Source organism: Halorubrum ruber (genome assembly GCF_018228765.1).
Lineage (GTDB): Archaea > Halobacteriota > Halobacteria > Halobacteriales > Haloferacaceae > Halorubrum > Halorubrum ruber.
Genome location: NZ_CP073695.1, coordinates 943,125 through 961,410 on the forward strand (window position 1 = coordinate 943,125; position 18,286 = coordinate 961,410).

Genomic DNA, 18,286 nt, shown 5'->3' on the forward strand with positions numbered 1-18,286 from the left:
GAGGCGGTGGCGCGTGCCTGCGAGCGGCCCTTGGCCGCGAGCAGCACGCGCGAGGGAGCGGTGAGCGCTCGAAGAGCGCGAACCGCGAGGCTGGGGAGGTGTGAGGTGCCGTGCGGCGCTGTGCGGGGGCGGGGTTCAAAGGGGCAGCCGGGAGGCGGCCGTAGGCGACGCAAGCACCGCAACGAGGGAGCGGTAGCGACCGAGTGAGGAGCGCAGCGAGCGTACGGCCGCCTCCCGGCTGGGGCTTTGGAGGTGTTTGCGGCCGATTCGCTGTCAACTGTTTATAAACGAGCGGCTGGGGCTTTGGAGGTGTTTGCGGCCGATTCGCTGTCAACTGTTTATAAACGAGCGGCTGGGGCTTTGGAGGTGTTTGCGGCCGATTCGCTGTCAACTGTTTATAAACGAGCGGCTGGGGCTTTGGAGGTGTTTGCGGCCGATTCGCTGTCAACTGTTTATAAACGAGCGGCTGGGGCTTTGGAGGTGTTTGCGGCCGATTCGCTGTCAACTGTTTATAAACGAGCGGCTGGGGCTTTGGAGGTGGTCACGGTCGCTCCGGCATCGACTATTTATAAACGGGCGGCTAGAGATTCGCTAGCGTTCCACTCGGTATCGCTCGATCTTTTATAAACACGCACTGGACCAGCGTCGCTCGCCGAATGGGTGGTTCACCGCCAGTTACCCGATATATATGGTGTGCGAACCGCTGACTCCCCCTGCCCGAAAGAACAACCGTTAAAAGTCGGCGACGGGTTCGTACGGACATGGCTGGAACTATCGAAGCGCTCGTCCCCGGCGGGCAGGCCAACCCCGGCCCGCCGCTCGGTCCCGAGCTCGGACCGACGCCGGTGGACGTCCAGGACGTCGTCGCGGAGATCAACGACGAGACCGCTGCCTTCGACGGCATGGAGGTGCCCGTCACCGTCGAATACGACGACGACGGCTCCTTCACCATCGAGGTCGGCGTGCCGCCCACCGCGGAGCTCATCAAGGACGAGGCCGGTTTCGAGACTGGCTCCGGCGAGCCCCAGGAGAACTTCGTCGCCGACATGTCGATCGAGCAGGTGAAGACGGTCGCCGAGCAGAAGTCGAGCGACCTGCTCGCGTACGACACGAAGGCCGCCGCCAAGGAGGTCGGCGGCACCTGCGCCTCCCTCGGCGTCACCATCGAGGGCGAGGACGCCCGGACGTTCGACGACCGCGTCGACGCCGGCGAGTACGACGACGTCCTCGACGAGTAACGCCCCTTTTCGCGACTCTCCGACTTTCGGCGCCGCTTTCGATTCCGACCCGTTACACCGCGGGCCGTTCCGACCCGTTACACTGCGGACCGGCTACACCGTGGACCGGCTACACCACGGGCCGCTCCGCGGGCTCCGGCTCGGGCGGTTCGGTCGCGACCGGCCGCACGTCGGCCCACGTCCAGCCGACGATCGCGGCCGCGGCGACGAGCGCGTAGAACTGGACGAACACGCCGGCGATCGTCCCGAGGACCGGAACCACGGAGAGCACGCCGATCGCGAGCGCGCCGGCGAGGACGACGACCGCCGCCGTGAGCCAGCCGGTCGCGTACGCCCGCTTCGTCACGACGCCCCAGAGCGTCCCGACGGCGAACCCGTCGCCGACCCGTCCCGAGTCCGCGACCGCGGCCAGCGCCGCCGGCGTCACGTAGAGCCCGACGAGCGACAGTCCGAGAGCGACGAGCCCCGCGACGAGGACGACGATTCCGACGACGAACGTGCCGAGGAACGTCCCGGCGCCGCCGTCGCCGGCCCCCGGAACCACGACGAACGCGCTGAGACTCACGGCCACGGCGGCCGCGACGACCGCGAGCGGGAGCAGCGAGTAAACGAACGCGACCGCGAACGCCTTCAGCCCGTCGACGAAGAGCTCCCCCCACTCCCCGAAAACCGGCGGCTCGCCGTCGCCGTCGGCGGTGCGCCGCAGGACCCGCGTCAGGTAGCCGAGGACGAGGATCGAGGGGATGACGAGCGGGCTCGCCAGCAGCAGAAGCCCGCCGATGACGGCGGTGGTGACGGCGTCGTCGCCGTCGCGAAGGTAGGTGAGCGATGCTTCTATCATGATGATTCTCACACTTCTAACGCGCCGCGAGGTATTAACCTAGTACGGCGGCGTTCAGCGGCCACCGGAGCCGACGGATTTTATCCGACCCGACCCGACTCGTCGGTATGCCGGATCTACACCCGATCGCGAAGCGGATCCACAACGTCCAGCCCCGGCCGGTGCGGCTCGAACTCGACACCGGCGACAGCGGCGTCTTCGAGTTCTCATCGACGGAGTTCTTCCAGCGGGAGTTCCGCGGCGAGGGCGTCCGGACCGACGACGACCGCGACGCCGACTTCCGGCTGATCAGCTCCGACGACTACGAGCGCATTCTGCTCGGTCGCTCCGGGTCCGACGAGGAGGGGTGGTCGATGGTCGGCGAGGTGATCGCGGCCGAGCGCGCCGAGGAGTGAGGGGACGGCGGGTCGCCCGCGGAGCCCGACTCAGCGAACGACCGTCACGGGCACCTCGGCGCGGCGCACCACGCCCTCCGCGACGCTGCCGAGGAGGACCCGCGAGAGCCCGGTCCGCCCGCGGCTCGCCAACACCACGTGGTCGAACGGTTCGCCGGGAGCGTCGTCGTCCTCGCCGACGGGCTTCTCGCCGCCGGCCACCTCGAGGATCGTCTTCGTCGGGCGCCCGACCTCCAGCCGCGTGTCGATCCCCTGATCGACCGCCTCCGCCGCTTCGGAGAGAATCCGCTCGCCGCGCTGCTTGGCGCTGGCGTACCACTGGTCGGAGGCTCCCGGGAACCCGCCCTCGGCGCCCGTCGCCGAGTCCGCGGGGTTGATCACGTGGAGCGCCGTGAGGTCGGCGTCCGGCCACTCGGCGGCCGCGAACCGCAGCGCTTCGGCGGCCTCCTCCGACCCGTCGACCGCGACGAGGATGCGTTTGCTCATACGCGGCGGTTCGCCCGCTCCGGCAATAAAGGGCGGCGGCGACTCCGACGGGGCGGCAATCCGGGGCGCGCCGCGTCGCGCAGAGGGGCGCGGATACGTCTCGTCAGTCGTGCCGCGTCACGCACTCCGAGAGGCCGATCAGCTCGACGGGCTCGGAGTTGTCCGGGGAGTAAACGACCATCTGCCCCTTCTCCATGTACGGCACCTTCCCGGCGAGGTTCGTCGGGATGTTGACGCTGGAGATCGCGTCCTCGTCGCCGAGGTTCAACACGATCTTCGTGTTGACCTGTTTAAACACCGACTCCGCCACGTCCTGCGGGTCCTGCGTGATCAGAAAGAGGCCCAACCGCTCCTTTCGGCCCTGCTTCGCGGCCTCCGTGAACTTCTGGACGACCTTCTCCGCCTGGACGTTGTCGGCGTCGGCGAGGAAGTTGTGTGCCTCGTCCATGCCGACCAGCAGCGGCGTCTCCTTGATCCGGTCGCTCGCCGGGTCGTTCGAGAGCTTGTCGTCGACGAGCAGTCCCGCGACCGCGAGGACGACGATCTCCTTCTGCCGGGAGGTCGGCAGGTGGTAGGTGGGGACGACCGAGAGCCCGCCGGGGCGCACGAGCGTGTGGTCAAGCTCCGTGATTGGCTTTGCGTCCTGATCGAACACGCCGCTCGGGACGCCCCGCACCCGACGCTTGACGGCATCGAACGTCGCCTCGTGGACCCGACCGCTCTCGTGGAGCTCCTCTTTGAGCGCCGGGTCGTCGAGGTACGAGAGGAACTGGCTGTAGGTTCCCGAGTCCCCGTAGTTGTCGAAGAAACGGTTGAGAAGCGTCAACAGCGCGGGGTACTGGTTGTCGTTGAGCCCGGACCCCGCGACGAGCCACGGCATGTCGTCCGCCAGCGAGAAGGGGATCGTGAACTCGACGCGCTCGGCGCGGTGCCCCTCGCCGGGGTACGTCGCGTTCGCGACGCGCGGCACGAGGGCGACGGTGTCGTCGTGGCCGCCGTGGGCGATCCCCTCGCGCTCTAAGCGTCGCGCGAACGCGTCGTCGAGGTCGGGGTTGTCGTCGTGCATCTGCGCGTACTCGTCCTGCGGGTCGAACTGGACGACCGCCATCCGCGACTCGCGGCCGTCGCCCATCGGGTAAGTCCGGTCGGAGTCGAGGTACTGCCGGAGGACGTTCTTCGAGGCGTGGGTCTTCCCCGACCCGGTACCGCCGGCGACGAGCGTGTGCCGGAACGCGAGCGGGTCGCCGTCGCCGTAGTCGTCCTTCACCCGGTAGTCGACGGTGGGGGGTTCGGCCGCGGTCCGGACCTTCTCGCCGCCGACCGAGAGGTGCCCGAGGAAGACGCCGTCGTCGGGGATCTTCAGTCCCGTCTTGATCTCGGCGTCGTCGGCCGCCTCCTCGACGACGGCGCCGGGCTTTGGCACCCGGTCCGTCATCCGGCGCTTCATCCCCTCGCCCTCGCCGTAGACGACGGACATCGGCTCTAAGTCGGCGACGAACTTGTAGTCGCGCTCGGCGAACTCGTCGCGGCGCATCTGCCGGCGCGCGTGGATCTCCGTCGCGTCGTCCGACTGGAACTCCTGCGCGTACTCCAACCCCGTGATCCGGCAGAACAGCCGCTCTCCGTCCGGGTACGGGATCAGGAGGTACTTCCCGAGCCGCACGGACTCGCGGTTCCCGGTCGTGACGAACGCCTTCAGCGACGTCTCCTCTTCCTCCTCGGCGACCCGGAGCCCCTGTGACACCGACACGACGCCCAGCCCCGAATCGGTGCCGGCCGGCGTCGCGTCGTAGTCGGCGAACGCGTCGTCCTCGCGGTCGTCGCCCGCGTCGGACTCGGATCCGCCAGACGAGGCGTCCGCCCGCGGGGCGTCCCCGGGCGCGTCGGCGGCGTCGGCGCCGTCGGCGGCGTCAACGGCGCTTCCGCCGTCGGCCGCGGAGTCGGCCTCGTCCGCGCGGCCGTCGGCGTCGTCGTCACCGCTGAACTCGGTGAAATCCTCCAGCGTCATGGCGGATCCACCGGCCGCCGGGCCGAAAGCGTTTGCCCTCGCGTCGCGAGGGAGGGGAATCCCTCCCGCGGCGCCCTTATCCCGCTTGACCCCGTACCTGTGGCATGATACTCGTTCGCGGCAGCGGCGGCGGGACGGACCTCACCGGCACGGTGTTCGAGCGCGGCGAGGAGCCGCCCGCGTACAAGGGCGCGCCGAACGAGGACGCCCCGTACGTGTGGGTGTGCGACGCCTTCTACGAGGTCGAGAGCGGCGGCTCGCCGCTCGTCGTCGACGGCGAGGAGATCCGGGTCGCCTTCGAGGAGCCGATGCCCCGCGGGTTCGACACCCGCGAGCAGGCCGTCGAGGCAGCTCGCGACCACGTCCGCACGCAGTTCGCGCGGATCGGCGTCGACCCCGCCGACGTCGAGGTCGAAGTATCCGCGGCGGACCCGGCCTGAGACCGTCGGAGAGTTCCGTCTCTCGCTTTCGGTTGGTGGTTTTACCCGTGCGCCCTCGGTACGGCCGGTATGTCCGACCCACCGGAGGACTTCGATCCCGAGTCGCGCGAGGAGCGCGAGGTCGCCGCCGAGGCAGCGACCGACCGGTCCGACTTCCTCTCACTGATGGCCCACACCTACCGCGGCGAGCTCGGGCGGACCAGTTCCTGGCGGACTCGAATCGACCGCACGACCAACTGGGCGGTGGTGGTGACCGCGTCGCTGCTCACGTGGACCTTCTCGAACGAGTCGCGGCCGCACTACGTGCTCCTCATCGGGCTCGTCATGCTCAGCGTCTTCCTCGGCATCGAGACGCGCCGGTACCGTACCTTCGACGTCTGGCGGTCTCGCGTCCGCCTCTTAGAGGAGAACGTGTTCGCGAACGCGCTCGACCCGGAGGGCGTCGAGGAGTCCAACTGGCGGCGGCTCCTGAGTGAGGACCTCCGCGAGCCGACGATCAAGATGCCGACCGTCGAGGCGGTGTCCCGGCGGCTCCGGCGCGTGTACGCGCCGCTCTTCTCCGTCCTCATCGCCGCGTGGGTCGTCAGACTCACCGTGTTCACGCCGTCGGGGAGCGGCGTCGTCGAGACGGCCGCGGTCGGCGCGCTCCCGGGCGCGCTCGTCCTCGCCGCCGTCGCCTGTTTCTACCTCGTCGTGCTCGCGCTGACGCTGCGGCGGGCCCCGCGGCGGGCCAAAGGCGAGATGCAGACCGCCGGGAACGGCGACGAGTGGAAGTAAACTACCCTTCCCTACTTCGCTTGGGGGCAATGGCCCCGCTCGCTCGTTGAGGGTAGGGCTTCCGCCTCGAATTAGGTGAGCCGGCCGCGGCTCCGCTTCCCGAACCCCTTTTCGCCCGCGGCCCAACCGGACCGTATGACCGAGCTACCGGACCGCGTCGTCGGCGACGCGCGGACGAGCGACTTCGGGTGGAGCCTCCTCACGGACCTGACCGACATCGGGAACCGGATGGCCGGCTCTGCGGGCGAGCGCCGCGGCGCCGAGCGCGTCGTCGAGGCGTTCGAGGACGCCGGGCTCCGGAACGCCGGCCTCGACGAGTTCGAGATTCCCGGCTGGTGGCGCGGCGAGTCGTCGCTCGCGGTGTCGGGCGCGGTCGAGCGACACCACGCGAACTCCCACGAGGTGATCGCGTTACCGGGCACGCCGAGCGGTGAGGCGACGGCTCCGCTCGTCGACGTCGGCGACGGCACCGACGAGGAGTTCGCGGCCGCGGGCGACGCGCTGGAGGGTGCGATCGCCATGGCCTCCTCGCGCACGCCGGAGAACCGAGACCGGTGGATCCACCGGATGGAGAAGTACGTCGCGGCGGCCGAGCGCGGCGCCGTCGGGTTCGTCTTCCGGAACCACATCGAGGGGGCGCTCCCGCCGACCGGCGAGATCGGCTACCACAACCGGCCCGGCCCGATCCCCGCGGTCGGCGTCTCGAAGGAGGTCGGCGACCGACTCTCGCGGCTCGCCGAGGCGGCCGAAGGCGACGGGTCGGGAAGCGGCGCCGCGGAAGACGACCGCCCGACGGTCTCGCTCGACGTCGACTGCCGGAACGAGCCGACGACCTCGGTGAACGCCGTCGCGGACGTCGGGCCGGACACCGAGGAGGCGGTGTACCTCACCGCCCACGTCGACGCCCACGACGTGAGCGACGGCGCGAACGACAACGGCGCCGGGTCGGCGCTCGTCGCGGAGGTCGGCCGCCTGCTCGCGACCGTCGAGGACGACCTCGACACGCGGGTGCGCCTCGTCACCTTCGGCTCGGAGGAGATCGGGCTGTGGGGGGCGTATCACACCGCGGAGACGACGCCGGAGGAGAAGATCGCCTGCGTGGTCAACCTCGACGGCGCCTGTAGCTCTCGGAATCTCCGCGTCGGGACGAACGGGTTCGCGGGGATGCGCTCGACGTTCGAGGCGGTCGCGGACGCGTTCGACGCGCCCCTGACGACCGGCGAAACGATCTCGCCGCACGGCGACCAGTGGGCGTTCGTTCAGGAGGGGATCCCGGCCGTGATGGCCTCGACGACGAGCGACCAGTCCGGGCGCGGGTGGGGCCACACCCACGCCGACACCCTCGACAAGCTCGACTCGCGGGACCTCCGCGAGATGGCGACGCTCGTGGCCGCGGCCGTCTACCGGTTCGCGACGGGCGACGTCGAGGCCGAACACCGGTCGCGGGAGTCGATCCGCGACGCCATCGACGAGGGGTACGTCGAGGAGCTGAAGACGGGCGGGCGGTGGCCCTACGACGAGTGACTACGGTGGGGAAAATCGAGGATAGCGCGGCGGCTCACGGATCCCTCGCCGATCCGCCGTCCGACTCACTCCTCGTCGGAGTCGTCGCAGACGCCGAGCGGGAGCGATTCAGGGACGTCGCCGTCGCCGTCGAGGCCGGCGTACGCGTCGTCGATGAGCCGGGCCAACTGCGTCTCGGGGCTCACGCCGCGGGCGGCGGCGAGGGCCGCGAGGCGCTCGTACTGCTCGTCCGGCACGGAGACAGTTCCATCGTCCATACGCGGCGCTCCGTCCCGAAGCTACAAAAGCGTTGGTCTGGCCCCGCTCACGGTGAATCCGACCGGTCCGCCTCGCGGACGGCGCCGACCGGCTCGCCCTCCGCGAACCGGTCGAACAGCGCGTTCATCACCGTCGACTCCGCTCGTGAGAGGTGTTCCCACACCGTCGTCGAGCCGAGACCCAGCTCCGCGGCGACCTCCTCGACGCCGACGCCCCCGCCGTGGTCGTAGTAGCCCGCGGCGATCGCGGTCGCGAGGACCTCCCGCTGCCGGTCGGTGAGCCCGTCGAGGAGGCCGGACGCCGGGAGCTGCGGCGAGCGCTCGATCGACGCCAGCTCGACGTTGCGCGCCAGCTCCACCTCGTTGCCGCCGCGTTCGAGTTCGCGCATCACCGCCGAGAGGTCGTCGTCGTCCTCCAAGTACGCCGTCCAGCGCTCGACGCCGCCGGAGATGGTCGTCCCCGTCCGGTAGTGGATCCCCATCCGCGAGAACCGGTCGCCGATCCCGTCCCAGTCGGCGGCGTCGACGTCGATCGTCAGGGCGACGTAGGCGTGCGTCCCCTCGATCGGCGCCAGCGGCTCCGCGGAGACGATCAGGTCGAACTCGCGGAACTCCTCGACGAACGCCTCGATCTCCGCCGACGGCCCGGTGAGCTCGGCGATCCGCTTGTGCTCGGGGCCGCTGCCGGTCATCGAGGAGACAGACCGGTAGCGCACCTCCGGGTGGCGCGCGCTCACCTCGCACTCCGGCTCCCCCGCGTGGTGGATCCGGAACGTCACTTCCCGCATGGTGGCGTCTGAGGCGTCCGAGGTTCAAACGGGTTCCGGACCGTCGCGAGCCATTTATACCCGCGACCGCGCAACGATCGGCGTGGTGGCGATGACATGTAGCGAGCGGAAGCCCACCCCTTCAGGGGTGGGTCTGAGCGATATCATTCCGTAGTAAACCACACGCTACGACTCGTCTGGATGTTCCACGTTAGCGAGTCCAGTGTTGACTAACTCGATATACGCTTCGGTGAGGGTTCGGTCAGTTTCTTCGGCCCACTCTTTCACCTGTCCGTGGAGCGACCACGGAATATCCACGTTTGGACGCATCAGTGACAAGACTTTAGGACCACAAGACTATATTAATTGGTGTCGTGAGGCGAACCAACACGTTCGCGATACGCCCGCTCTCCGACAACGACAAGCGGCTACTGCGGGACCTGTTGGACGCCTCTGCGAGCCTGTGGAACGAGTTGAACTACGAGCGCCGCCAGCAGTTCTTCGACGGCAAAAGCGTGTGGGACACCGCCGACTACCGGAAACAGTATATCGATGTTCTCGGCTCTGCCACTGCACAGCAGGTCATTCGGAAGAACAAATCGGCGTGGCAGTCGTTTTTCGCCACCCACGGGAACGGCGAGGACACCGCACCGCCGGGCTACTGGGGCAACGAGGACGACGGTAGAGAACTCCGCACGTTTATCCGCAACGACCAGTACACGCTGGAAACCGGCGAGCGGTCACGAATCGAGATACCAGTCGGTCAAGCCCTGAAAGACGAGTACGGGCTTGGGTATCACGACCGCCTTCGCCTCGAAGTGTGTGGCGCTCCGAAATGGGACGGCGAACAGGGCCGATTGGAGATACAGTACGACGAGACAGACGACACGTTCAGGGCCTTTCAGCCTGTCACCGTACCTGATTCTCGGCAGGATTCACCACTGGCTTCTCACGAAGCCGCGCTGGACGTGGGCGCAAACAATCTCGTCGCCTGTACCACCACGACCGGCCAGCAGTACCTCTACGAAGGCCGCGACCTGTTCGACTGCTTCCGGGAAACCACCGAGGAGATTGCCCGGTTACAGTCCAAACTCCACGAGGGACGATACAGCAGTTAGCGGATTCGGCGGCTGTATCGCACACGGACGCGACGGCGCAACCACGCACAGGACGCGCTGGTTCGAGACCTGATGGAACGGCTCTATGCCGAAGGGGTCGCAACGGTGTACGTGGGCGACCTCACGGACGTTCTTTCGACGCATTGGTGTGCTGAGGTGAACGCAAAGACGCACCACTTCTGGGCGTTCCGGGCGTTCATCGAGCGGCTGTCCCACACCGCCGAAGAATACGGTATCACGGTCGAAGTACGGTCAGAAGCCGACACAACGCGAACGTGCCCAGCGTGTGGCGAGCAGGACGACACCGACCGGGACGGCGACGTGTTCCGGTGTCCGTGCGGTCACGAAGCCCACGCCGACCTGTGCGCGTCTCGCACGTTCCTCGACGAGCAGGCTGGCGAAGCCGTTAGGTCGATGGCACGGCCCGTGCGCCTCAAGTGGGACGACCACACCTGGTCGGAGCTATCACACTCTCCCGAGAGGGCCAGTCCCAACGAGGAGCGCACAAACCGGAGTACCGGGGACGGGAAAGTTGCCTCTGTGGGGACAGCATAGCCAACATCCTCACCGGAGGAATCCCACTCCTGAACGGGTGGGGGGATGTCAAGAGTCGGTTACCCCTACGTGAGTCGATTCTTATTAGTAGATGTTAATTGACAAGTAGAATGCAGCGATACAATCAGCTGCTACAGTGGAATCCGACCTAGGTTAGAGAAGAGGTTTGGCCGTTCCAATTTGTACTTCGCACAGTTCCAAGAATATATTACAATTGAGGCTTTTAATTAAGTTAGACTTGTGAAGTTCGGTTTAGTAGACTCATTTACACAGATACAGTCATATTATAAGTCATGATGAAGAAATGACGTTGCTCTCTCTTCTTCAGAAGGAATGTAATGAATCTGGTTACCTACCTATCTATCAATGAAAGCATCTTCTATCGCAATCAGTTTATAATCGTGAGCGAGTACGTCGGACCGTGGTGGCCATGACGATCCGTTACCCCCTCTCGAGCCCCTTATGATGAAGACTTCCTACCGAGCCACCACTTCGACGCTCTGAGTAACAACTCTCGCTGATCCCACCGAGAAATCTACTAATAGTTCTCGCCCCTCCCCCACTGAGCCCCCTGTGACGACGGGTTTCCACCGAGCCACCGTTCCTACCGCCGCCAGCGACGCGGTCGCCGGTCGCGGCGGCGTCGGGAGCGTGGTGAAAGTGTTTCACACACGCCCTAACCGCTCGCAGTCGTGCGGTTTCGAGGCGAAAAAGGCGGGTCGAACGGCAGCGTCGAAACGGGCGGCGTCGAAGCGGGCGGCGGGCCCGCCGCTCAGTACGAGGCCGCGCGCTTGTCGAGGCCGGCGGCCTCGATGTCCTCGCCGTCGACGGAGGTGCGGAGGACGTCCATGCCGTCGTCGCGGTCGATATCGAAGTTGCGGGCGTACAGCGCTTCGAGGCGGTCGTACTCGGCGTCGGAGACCGGCGGCACGTCCGCGGCGGCGCTCCACTCGGCGATGTCGTCGCCGTCGCGGAAGGTGGGCGTGACGGAGGCGACCTCGTCGTGCGCGAGCAGCCAGCGGATCGCGGCCTGCGCCATCGTGCGGGTCCCCTCGCTGTGGTCCGGGTCCTCGAGGAAGCGGATCGCGTCGACCTTCTCCCAGCCCGTCTCGTACCACTCCTTCGGGCGGTGCGAGCGGTGGTCGCCGTCTTCGAGGACCGTGTCGGGCGTCACCTGCTCGTTGAGGAGGCCGGAGGAGTGCGGGACGCGGGCGATGACGGAGGTGTCCGAGCCGCTCTCGCGGATCGTCTCAACGAAGTGGCGGCCCGGCTCCTGCTCGAAGAGGTTGAAGACGGTCTGGACCGCGTCGAACTCCTCGTACTCGACGGCGGCGTCGCCCTCGGCGAGCCAGCCGATCGAGGGGCCGAGCGCCCAGCCGAGCGCACGGACGCGGCCGTCCGCCTTCCACTCGGCGAGGAGGTCGCGCACCTCGGGCGTCACCTCGTCGACGTCGGCGTTGTGGAGCTGGAGCACGTCGACGTAGTCGGTGTCGAGGCGGTCCAGCGAGGCCTCGAACGCCTCGGTGAGGTACTCCTCGTTGAGCTCCTTCGGGAGCTCGCCGTGGCCGGCCTGCGGGTTGTCGTAGAAGTCGTAGCCGATCTTCGTCGACAGCGTCACCTCGTCGCGGCGGCCGTCGATCGCCTCCCCGATGATCTCCTCGCTGTCGCCGTGACCGTACACGTCGCCGGTGTCGACGTAGGTGACGCCCGCGTCGAGCGCCTCCTCGACCATCCCGACCGCCTGCTCGTCCGAGCGGTCGCCCCACCAGTCGGTGCCGACGACCCACGCGCCGAAGCCGATCTCCGAGACCTCGACGCCCGAGTTACCGAGTTCGCGGTGTTGCATGCCCGCAGATTGGCGGTGGGGACACTTATCGGACGCGGTCGCTCCCGCGCCGGTGGAATCGGCGGGCCGCGGTCGCGGCCGGCGACGGCCACCGGGCGCGCGTCGCGCCTACAGACATTAGTTGGCCGCCGCCGATCGACCGCCCATGGACGACGCACTCCGCCGTCGACTCGACGCCGTCGTCGCCCTGCTCGCAGTCATCGCCGCCGCCGCGGTCACCGCGCTGTTGCTTTCGTTCGACGGGGCCGCGATCGCTCCGTTCATCGCTATCGCCTTCTTGATCGCCTTCGTGGGCACGGTCATCGGCATCTTCGTCGACGCCGAACTGTACTGACCGGATCGGGCACCGCCTTCGCACAACCGAATCCCTTTGAGTGACGGCGACGAAGGAGGGCCGATGACAAAGCGACACGTGTCCCTGCCCGACGGCGCGGAGGCCGGGGTCCGAGGGTTCATCGACGAGGTGGACGAGCGGCTCTCCTCGGACGAGGACACCTGCGAGGTCGTCCGCGACGTGCTGATCGACCTCCACGGCGACCGCGAGGCGTGGGAGGCGTGGCAGAGCGGCGAGTCCGTGTCGCGCGCCGAGCGCGTCCGCCTCCAGGGGTACGACCCGTGTAACGCGACGCTGGAGTCGGAGTACTACGCCGAGAAGGACGAGGACCGCTTCCAGCGCTCGAAACACCTCCAGTGGCTCTGGCGCCAGTTCGACGCCACCCCGATGGCCGACAACGTCGAGTTCGCGCTCCGCTTCCGGCAGATGCTCGGGAACCACCTCTTCGCCGAGTGCGGGGAGAACTGCCGCTTCTTCAAGGGAATCTCCGTCACCTACGGCCACAACATCGAGGTGGGCGACAACGTCGTGATCCACGACGACGTCCACCTCGACGACCGCGGGAAGCTGACGATCGGCGACCGCGCCTCCATCTCTGACGGCGTCCACCTGTACAGCCACGACCACGACATCGTCGACCAGACCGAGGTGCGGAACTTCCACACGACCGTCGAGGCGGACGCCCGCGTCACCTACGACGCGATGGTCAGGGCGGGCTGCCGGGTCGGCGAGAACAGCGTCGTCGGCGCGCGCTCCGTCGTTCAGGGCGATGTCCCGCCACATCACGTCGTCGTCGGGTCGCCCGCGCGCAGCGTCCGCGTGAAGCCCGGCTGGGAGGAGGCCGCCGAGGAGCTCGAAGACGGGCGGCTCCCCGACAACCAGGACGACCGCGAGATCGAGTACGAGCTCCCCGAGGACCTCGAACAGTTCGACGAGTTTCAGCGAGACCTCCAGCCGCCGAACTGAGCGCCCGTCGCGCGGAACGGGGTCGACGCCGGCTACGTGCTCTGGGTGAAGCCGTACGCGGCTTGGTCACGGCGGCGTGTAACTGCGTACGGGGTGGCAAACGCGTAGGTTTTGGTGTCGTTGAGCCAAGACAGCAGTGTCAGCGTCGTCGCCACGTCGTCGTCCACGCTCAGTTCTGCCACCGCCGTGTCGACGACCGCCGGTTGCCAAGGCGGGCCGTCACTGCTCTCGAGTTCGGACACGGTGTCGACACCGGCGTCGGCGAGTACCGTCGCTACCGGCTCTGGGACCGCCGGCAGCTCGCTGAGCGTGTGCGACGGTAGGTTTCGATCCGGCTGGACACGCACCTCCACCGGCGGGGTGAGCAGATCCCCGTCAGCGGTCTCGAGGAGTTCATTGGCCTCGGTGAACGAGTCTCGCGCCTGGCGGAACCGGATGCGCGCAAGCGTCTGGCTCCCCTGCGTGTACGCGATGATCGCCACCCGGAAACTGTGTTCGGCTGCGTTCAGTGCCTCTGTGACCGTCGCTCGTTGTTTGGCGCGCGTCTCGACCGTCGCTAACGACTGACGTGTCGTCTTGAGTTGGCGGTCGATCTCGGCGCGTGTTTCCGTAGCACCAGCGTCGAGAGCATCGCCGGCAGCCTCATACTGGGTGATCGCCGCGTTGTAGGCGTCGATCGCGTCGTCGAGGCGGTTGTTCTCTCTGGCGGTCGCAGCTGTGTCAAGCGCCTCGTCGGCGTCAGCTCGCAACTCCTCGACCGAGCCGGTCGTGATTTCGGATCGTGGCTCATGTCGCGTGGGATCGGTGGCAGCCTGCCCGTCGCCAGTGCCGGTCGCTCCGATGATCCAGAGCAGCGCAAGGGCGAATAGGAGCATGCCCAGCACAACCCCGACAAGCCACACCGCGTACGTACTCTGAAACACGGGTCGAGGTGGGTTGTCTCTCCATATCAAACTGTTTGTTTGACAACATTAGTGGTTTCAGACAGGCCGTGTGTGCCGTGTGCGCCTCGTTCTGGCGGTTGATCCCGTGAGCTAACCCCACTGCTCACCATAGGTGTTGCTGGACCCCAAACGTCGTGGTACGTAGTACGAGACATCCGTTGATGCGCAAGTTTGGGTGAGCAAGTGAGGGCGGCATCGCTCAACGCGTACTCGCATGACGAATCCGATCGCGTTTGCGACGCTGTCTTCGGGCGAACAAACTGCGGTTCGTGGGGCGATCCCTTGTCGTTAGGCTATGGGCATCCGTCGGATCGCTCCGTTGAGATCAAACTCATCTGACTGCTTTCTCGCTATACGATCGCGCCTGAGTATGTATGTAATAAAGTCGAGACGTACCCGAACTCGTTGCGAAGCGAACCTACTGCCCTCAACGCGAGATACTGTCGGTTAGGGTCTCTCTACCCACTCACCGCCCGGCCAGTCGGGCCGAGTCGCTGTTGAGCAGTTCGGCTTCTATTATTCAAAACCACACGTAATCCGAGCTTACCTCCCGATTCACTCCGGGCTGGAGTTATCAGTTAGTATGGACAAGACCGAATAGTTTATTGAACGATATTTCATCTGTGTGTGTGTCCAGATGAATCTACCAAGTCGGATCTTCGCGGTGGGTGGCGCCGGCAAGGCGATCACCTACGAGCTGCTGGAGGCAGACTGGGTCCAAGAGTCGGTGCTCCAGCCGCGACGAAACCCGCGGTCGCTGACGGTGACCGTGATCGACACGGCCGAAGAAGAGGAGAACAGAGATCTCGAGCGAATCCAGTCGATCAACGATTCGATTCAGGAGACAAAAAACCGGCTCCGCGAATCCGACGACCACGAGGGTCGACTCGGCGAGATCAACATCGATTACCTGCCGCTGACGCGGAACATCCAGCTCCACGATCAGAACGACCTGATCGGCGCGGAGGCGGTGCCGCGCATCGCGGCCGGCGCCGGTATCGACGAGGAGAACTGGTGGCTCAAGCCCGAGTTCATCAACGAGAACCTCGATTTCGCAACGGGTGTCGTCAGGAAACGCGGCCTCGGCAAGGGACTCTACTACAAGTCCTACGCCGAAGACGACAGCGTCCGCACGTCGATCGACCTGCCGGACCGCGGAAAGGTCGCCGTGATCGCCGGCCTGGGTGGTGGCTCCGGCTCCGGGATCTTCATCGACTTGGTCCGACACCTCAAGCGGACGAAACGGACCGCCGAGATCACGCTGTTCGGGGTGTTGCCCAACGACGAGGAGGGTGACGCCGAGAGCGCGAACGCCCACGCCGTCCTCTCCGAGCTGGAGTACATGAGCCTTCAGGGTGAGAACCTGTTCAAAGACCGGGTGCTCATCCCGATCGACCCGACCGGGTTCGGCGGGAAAAAGGGGAACCTCATCCAAAGTTCCGACGCGCTCGTCGAGTTCGACCGGGCGGCGATCTACCTCATCACGTCGTACTACAACATGATGGACATGGAGGACCCGTTCGCGGACACCCCCTCGTACGCGCCGTTCATCATGGGGATCCCGCAGGTCCTCCGGTACAACGTCGACGCCATCCAAGACGCGAAGACGGTCACCAAAGAGATACTCAACGCGAAACAGGACGCGCTGGAAGCGGAGGAGGACATCTACACGGGCGTCGACCGGTTCCTCTCGCGGGAGTGGAGCCCCGACGAGATGGAAGGTGAGCTCCACGACTCCGACCGGACGGATCTCGAGACGCGGCTCGACAACGTGTGGTCGCTCACCGAGCTCGATATCTTCACCGAACTCGAGTACGAGTCCGTCTCCGCCTACCGCGAGATCATGTCGGAAGCGGAGGCCGAGACCGACGACATCCTCGACCAGATCGACGTTATCGCGGGCTCGATTCGGGCGGGCACCGCCCGCATCGGCGACAACGAACAGTACGTCGATAGCATCGACAAGCAGCTGGCCGATATCATCGACACGGAGCTCAACCGGATCGCCCACCGCAAGGACCTGCTCGTCCGGCTCCGGTCGATCGACAACAACCGCGTCGAGGGGACGATCAGCTACCTCCTCGCCGTCGAAGACGAGGGGATCAACGCCGGGGTGCGCATCAACCGCTTAGAAGCGAAACGGGACGAGGTGACCGAGCGGCGGGACCGCCTCCAGTCCGAGCTCAAAGAGGCCGAAGCCGAGCTCGACACCCGCAAGCGCGAACAGCAGGACGAGGTGGACCGCCGGGTCGCCACGTGGAAGAACGCGGTCGAGCCGCTGTATCGAGAGTACACCGACTGTCAGTCGATGGCCGTCGACGAGCTGGTCGGCGACCTCCGGAACGGGCTCGAATCCTTCGCGCGCGCCGTCGAGAACGCCGAGGACCCGGACCAGGTGGAGGCCGTCAACGACAGCACCGTCCGGACGGCGCTCGACGACATCAGCACCGAGTTCGACACGGTCGGCGTCGACACGACCGACATCGAGCGGCGGATCAACTCCTCGCTCGCGGACCTGGCGGACGCCAAGAAGTCGTTCCTCACGATGAACGAGGAGGAGGGGACGATCGAGTCCATCCTCCCGTGGGACTCCTCGAGCGAGGAGGAACGCAAGAAGGCGGAAAAGAACTACCGCCGGAAGCGGAGTCAGCTTGACGACGCGGAGGTGTTCAAGATGTCGCGGGCGGGCAGCAACCTGTCGATCGAGGTTGAGTTCACCGTCACCGATCTGAAACACCTCATCGAGGCCGAAATCGACGAGCAGCAACAGGAGATCGTGTCGCGGACCCGGTCGGAACTCGACGAGGAACACCGGGCGGCGCTCGACGAGCTGGAGCGTGACCTCGAATCGGGGATCGGATTCGACCAGCTCACGCGCCAGTTCGAGGAGCTCGTCCGCGACGAGATCGTCGAGACCGCCGACATCGAACGGCGGCGTGACGACCTCGAATCGGATCTCGAAACCGCGGAGACGGAGGCGGATCTGTACGACGCGACCGTCACCCTGTTCGAGGAGCTGAACGGCCCCCGGGACTCGTTCCTGAGCTCCCAAGAGACGTATCAGCGGCTCCGCGAGGAGTACAACGCCGAGCAGGACTCCTCGGTCGCGACCGAAACGGAGGAGTACAGCTACGTGAAGACGATCCAGCCGAACGACATCCTCCAGCTCCGCGACGACACCGACATCGCCGACAGCAAGATCTTCGACGACGAGACCGAACGTCAGCGGCTGCGCGGCTCGCTCGAGGAGCTCGCTCGGAACGCCCACAACCCCCGCTACACCGGCATTCGGCGCCGCCGGATCAGCGGTGACCGCGCGCGGTACAACGAGATGAACGTCGTCGTCGGCGTGATGAGCCGGGCGATCGACCAGATCAACGACGTTGCCGACCTCAAATCCGAGTTCCAGGGGGCGTACAACCTCGGTGCGGGCGGCGAAAACTACGCCTCGTTCCCGGTGAGCGCGGGTGGCAGCTGGGATGTCGGCCTGGGGATCTTCATCGACGGGATCTTCCTGGATAACCTCCGGGCGGAGATCGAGGCCGACGGCTACCGGAATGGATACGAGTCACGGAAACAGTCCGACGAGACCGACATTCTCGTCCACCACGCGTACGGCCTCGACGAGGGGTACTTCGTGAAGCGCGACTCCGTGTTGAACCTCGAGCATCCCGACGACGTGGAGTTCTTCCTCAGAGACGAAGGCGAGATCAAAGCCGATCTGCTCGAGAACCACATCAGTCGAACCGACTTCGTCGCTCCCGCTGACGGGGAGGAGGGGGAGGAGTAA

Annotated in this window: 16 protein-coding genes and 1 pseudogene; 10 read left to right on the forward strand and 7 right to left on the reverse strand. The window is 66.3% G+C overall.

What is annotated here, in order from left to right; translation table 11 throughout:
• Window positions 1–252 precede the first annotated feature (252 nt).
• Together J7656_RS14915 and J7656_RS04670 are read left to right on the forward strand one after the other, a co-directional pair.
• Window positions 253–627, forward strand: a complete 375-nt coding sequence (locus tag J7656_RS14915) for a hypothetical protein (protein ID WP_249191495.1) — start codon at window positions 253–255, stop codon at window positions 625–627.
• A 134-nt stretch (window positions 628–761) separates the two neighbouring features.
• A complete protein-coding gene (locus J7656_RS04670) occupies window positions 762–1,238 on the forward strand; it encodes a 50S ribosomal protein L11 (protein ID WP_004596863.1) in 477 nt (158 codons plus the stop codon).
• Window positions 1,239–1,347: 109 nt separating this feature from the next.
• Here the strand turns inward: J7656_RS04670 and J7656_RS04675 are convergent, their stop codons facing one another.
• Window positions 1,348–2,079 (reverse strand): DUF4013 domain-containing protein, encoded by a 732-nt coding sequence (locus J7656_RS04675; protein ID WP_017344125.1) that lies wholly within the window; start codon window positions 2,077–2,079, stop codon window positions 1,348–1,350.
• A 107-nt stretch (window positions 2,080–2,186) separates the two neighbouring features.
• Here J7656_RS04675 and J7656_RS04680 point away from each other — a divergent pair, with 107 nt between their 5' ends.
• A complete protein-coding gene (locus J7656_RS04680) occupies window positions 2,187–2,474 on the forward strand; it encodes a DUF8072 family protein (RefSeq protein ID WP_211554263.1) in 288 nt (95 codons plus the stop codon).
• Window positions 2,475–2,504: 30 nt separating this feature from the next.
• Here the strand turns inward: J7656_RS04680 and J7656_RS04685 are convergent, their stop codons facing one another.
• Window positions 2,505–2,960 carry a universal stress protein gene (locus tag J7656_RS04685; protein WP_211554265.1) on the reverse strand — a complete coding sequence of 152 codons (456 nt, stop codon included), beginning with the start codon at window positions 2,958–2,960 and terminating at the stop codon, window positions 2,505–2,507.
• A gap of 103 nt (window positions 2,961–3,063) precedes the next feature.
• A complete protein-coding gene (locus tag J7656_RS04690; RefSeq protein WP_211554267.1) occupies window positions 3,064–4,968 on the reverse strand; it encodes an ATP-binding protein in 1,905 nt (634 codons plus the stop codon).
• A 104-nt stretch (window positions 4,969–5,072) separates the two neighbouring features.
• Between J7656_RS04690 and J7656_RS04695 the strand changes: the two genes are divergently transcribed.
• The 3 genes from J7656_RS04695 to J7656_RS04705 all read left to right on the forward strand — a co-directional run bounded on the left by J7656_RS04695 (window position 5,073) and on the right by J7656_RS04705 (window position 7,709).
• Window positions 5,073–5,408, forward strand: a complete 336-nt coding sequence (locus tag J7656_RS04695) for a DUF7113 family protein (protein ID WP_017344129.1) — start codon at window positions 5,073–5,075, stop codon at window positions 5,406–5,408.
• 69 nt (window positions 5,409–5,477) lie between these two features.
• Entirely contained in the window at window positions 5,478–6,185 is a 708-nt protein-coding gene (locus J7656_RS04700; protein ID WP_017344130.1) for a DUF2270 domain-containing protein, read from the forward strand.
• Window positions 6,186–6,320: 135 nt separating this feature from the next.
• Complete coding sequence (locus J7656_RS04705) at window positions 6,321–7,709, forward strand: M28 family peptidase (protein ID WP_211554269.1); 1,389 nt, start codon at window positions 6,321–6,323, stop codon at window positions 7,707–7,709.
• Window positions 7,710–7,774: 65 nt separating this feature from the next.
• On the opposite strand, the gene J7656_RS04710 is transcribed toward J7656_RS04705, so the two are convergent.
• Both J7656_RS04710 and J7656_RS04715 read right to left on the reverse strand, forming a co-directional pair.
• Window positions 7,775–7,966, reverse strand: a complete 192-nt coding sequence (locus J7656_RS04710; RefSeq protein WP_017344132.1) for a hypothetical protein — start codon at window positions 7,964–7,966, stop codon at window positions 7,775–7,777.
• Window positions 7,967–8,013: 47 nt separating this feature from the next.
• Window positions 8,014–8,754 (reverse strand): helix-turn-helix domain-containing protein, encoded by a 741-nt coding sequence (locus J7656_RS04715; RefSeq protein WP_017344133.1) that lies wholly within the window; start codon window positions 8,752–8,754, stop codon window positions 8,014–8,016.
• Window positions 8,755–9,107: 353 nt separating this feature from the next.
• On the opposite strand from J7656_RS04715, the pseudogene J7656_RS04720 reads away from it, so the two are divergent.
• Window positions 9,108–10,406, forward strand: a pseudogene (locus tag J7656_RS04720) (RNA-guided endonuclease InsQ/TnpB family protein).
• A 772-nt stretch (window positions 10,407–11,178) separates the two neighbouring features.
• On the opposite strand, the gene J7656_RS04725 reads toward J7656_RS04720, so the two are convergent.
• Window positions 11,179–12,252 (reverse strand): aldo/keto reductase, encoded by a 1,074-nt coding sequence (locus J7656_RS04725; RefSeq protein ID WP_017344136.1) that lies wholly within the window; start codon window positions 12,250–12,252, stop codon window positions 11,179–11,181.
• A gap of 145 nt (window positions 12,253–12,397) precedes the next feature.
• Here J7656_RS04725 and J7656_RS04730 point away from each other — a divergent pair, with 145 nt between their 5' ends.
• Together J7656_RS04730 and J7656_RS04735 are read left to right on the forward strand one after the other, a co-directional pair.
• Window positions 12,398–12,586 (forward strand): hypothetical protein, encoded by a 189-nt coding sequence (locus J7656_RS04730; RefSeq protein WP_017344137.1) that lies wholly within the window; start codon window positions 12,398–12,400, stop codon window positions 12,584–12,586.
• A 63-nt stretch (window positions 12,587–12,649) separates the two neighbouring features.
• Entirely contained in the window at window positions 12,650–13,552 is a 903-nt protein-coding gene (locus J7656_RS04735) for an acyltransferase (RefSeq protein WP_017344138.1), read from the forward strand.
• 32 nt (window positions 13,553–13,584) lie between these two features.
• Here the strand turns inward: J7656_RS04735 and J7656_RS04740 are convergent, their stop codons facing one another.
• On the reverse strand, window positions 13,585–14,475 hold the full coding sequence (locus tag J7656_RS04740) for a hypothetical protein (protein WP_017344139.1): 891 nt from the start codon (window positions 14,473–14,475) through the stop codon (window positions 13,585–13,587).
• 658 nt (window positions 14,476–15,133) lie between these two features.
• Between J7656_RS04740 and J7656_RS04745 the strand changes: the two genes are divergently transcribed.
• Window positions 15,134–18,286: a tubulin-like doman-containing protein gene (locus J7656_RS04745; RefSeq protein WP_017344140.1), complete on the forward strand. Its 3,153-nt coding sequence runs from the start codon at window positions 15,134–15,136 to the stop codon at window positions 18,284–18,286.

What these genes read in the sequence shown, in the direction of transcription:
- J7656_RS04675 (WP_017344125.1), bottom strand. Translation starts at nt 2,079, where the DNA reads ATGATAGAAGCATCGCTCACCTACCTTCGCGACGGCGACGACGCCGTC.
- J7656_RS04715 (WP_017344133.1), bottom strand. Translation starts at nt 8,754, where the DNA reads ATGCGGGAAGTGACGTTCCGGATCCACCACGCGGGGGAGCCGGAGTGC.
- J7656_RS04700 (WP_017344130.1), top strand. Translation starts at nt 5,478, where the DNA reads ATGTCCGACCCACCGGAGGACTTCGATCCCGAGTCGCGCGAGGAGCGC.
- J7656_RS04685 (WP_211554265.1), bottom strand. Translation starts at nt 2,960, where the DNA reads ATGAGCAAACGCATCCTCGTCGCGGTCGACGGGTCGGAGGAGGCCGCC.
- J7656_RS04695 (WP_017344129.1), top strand. Translation starts at nt 5,073, where the DNA reads ATGATACTCGTTCGCGGCAGCGGCGGCGGGACGGACCTCACCGGCACG.
- J7656_RS04730 (WP_017344137.1), top strand. Translation starts at nt 12,398, where the DNA reads ATGGACGACGCACTCCGCCGTCGACTCGACGCCGTCGTCGCCCTGCTC.
- J7656_RS04705 (WP_211554269.1), top strand. Translation starts at nt 6,321, where the DNA reads ATGACCGAGCTACCGGACCGCGTCGTCGGCGACGCGCGGACGAGCGAC.
- J7656_RS04725 (WP_017344136.1), bottom strand. Translation starts at nt 12,252, where the DNA reads ATGCAACACCGCGAACTCGGTAACTCGGGCGTCGAGGTCTCGGAGATC.
- J7656_RS04670 (WP_004596863.1), top strand. Translation starts at nt 762, where the DNA reads ATGGCTGGAACTATCGAAGCGCTCGTCCCCGGCGGGCAGGCCAACCCC.
- J7656_RS04710 (WP_017344132.1), bottom strand. Translation starts at nt 7,966, where the DNA reads ATGGACGATGGAACTGTCTCCGTGCCGGACGAGCAGTACGAGCGCCTC.
- J7656_RS04690 (WP_211554267.1), bottom strand. Translation starts at nt 4,968, where the DNA reads ATGACGCTGGAGGATTTCACCGAGTTCAGCGGTGACGACGACGCCGAC.
- J7656_RS04745 (WP_017344140.1), top strand. Translation starts at nt 15,134, where the DNA reads ATGAATCTACCAAGTCGGATCTTCGCGGTGGGTGGCGCCGGCAAGGCG.
- J7656_RS04680 (WP_211554263.1), top strand. Translation starts at nt 2,187, where the DNA reads ATGCCGGATCTACACCCGATCGCGAAGCGGATCCACAACGTCCAGCCC.
- J7656_RS04735 (WP_017344138.1), top strand. Translation starts at nt 12,650, where the DNA reads ATGACAAAGCGACACGTGTCCCTGCCCGACGGCGCGGAGGCCGGGGTC.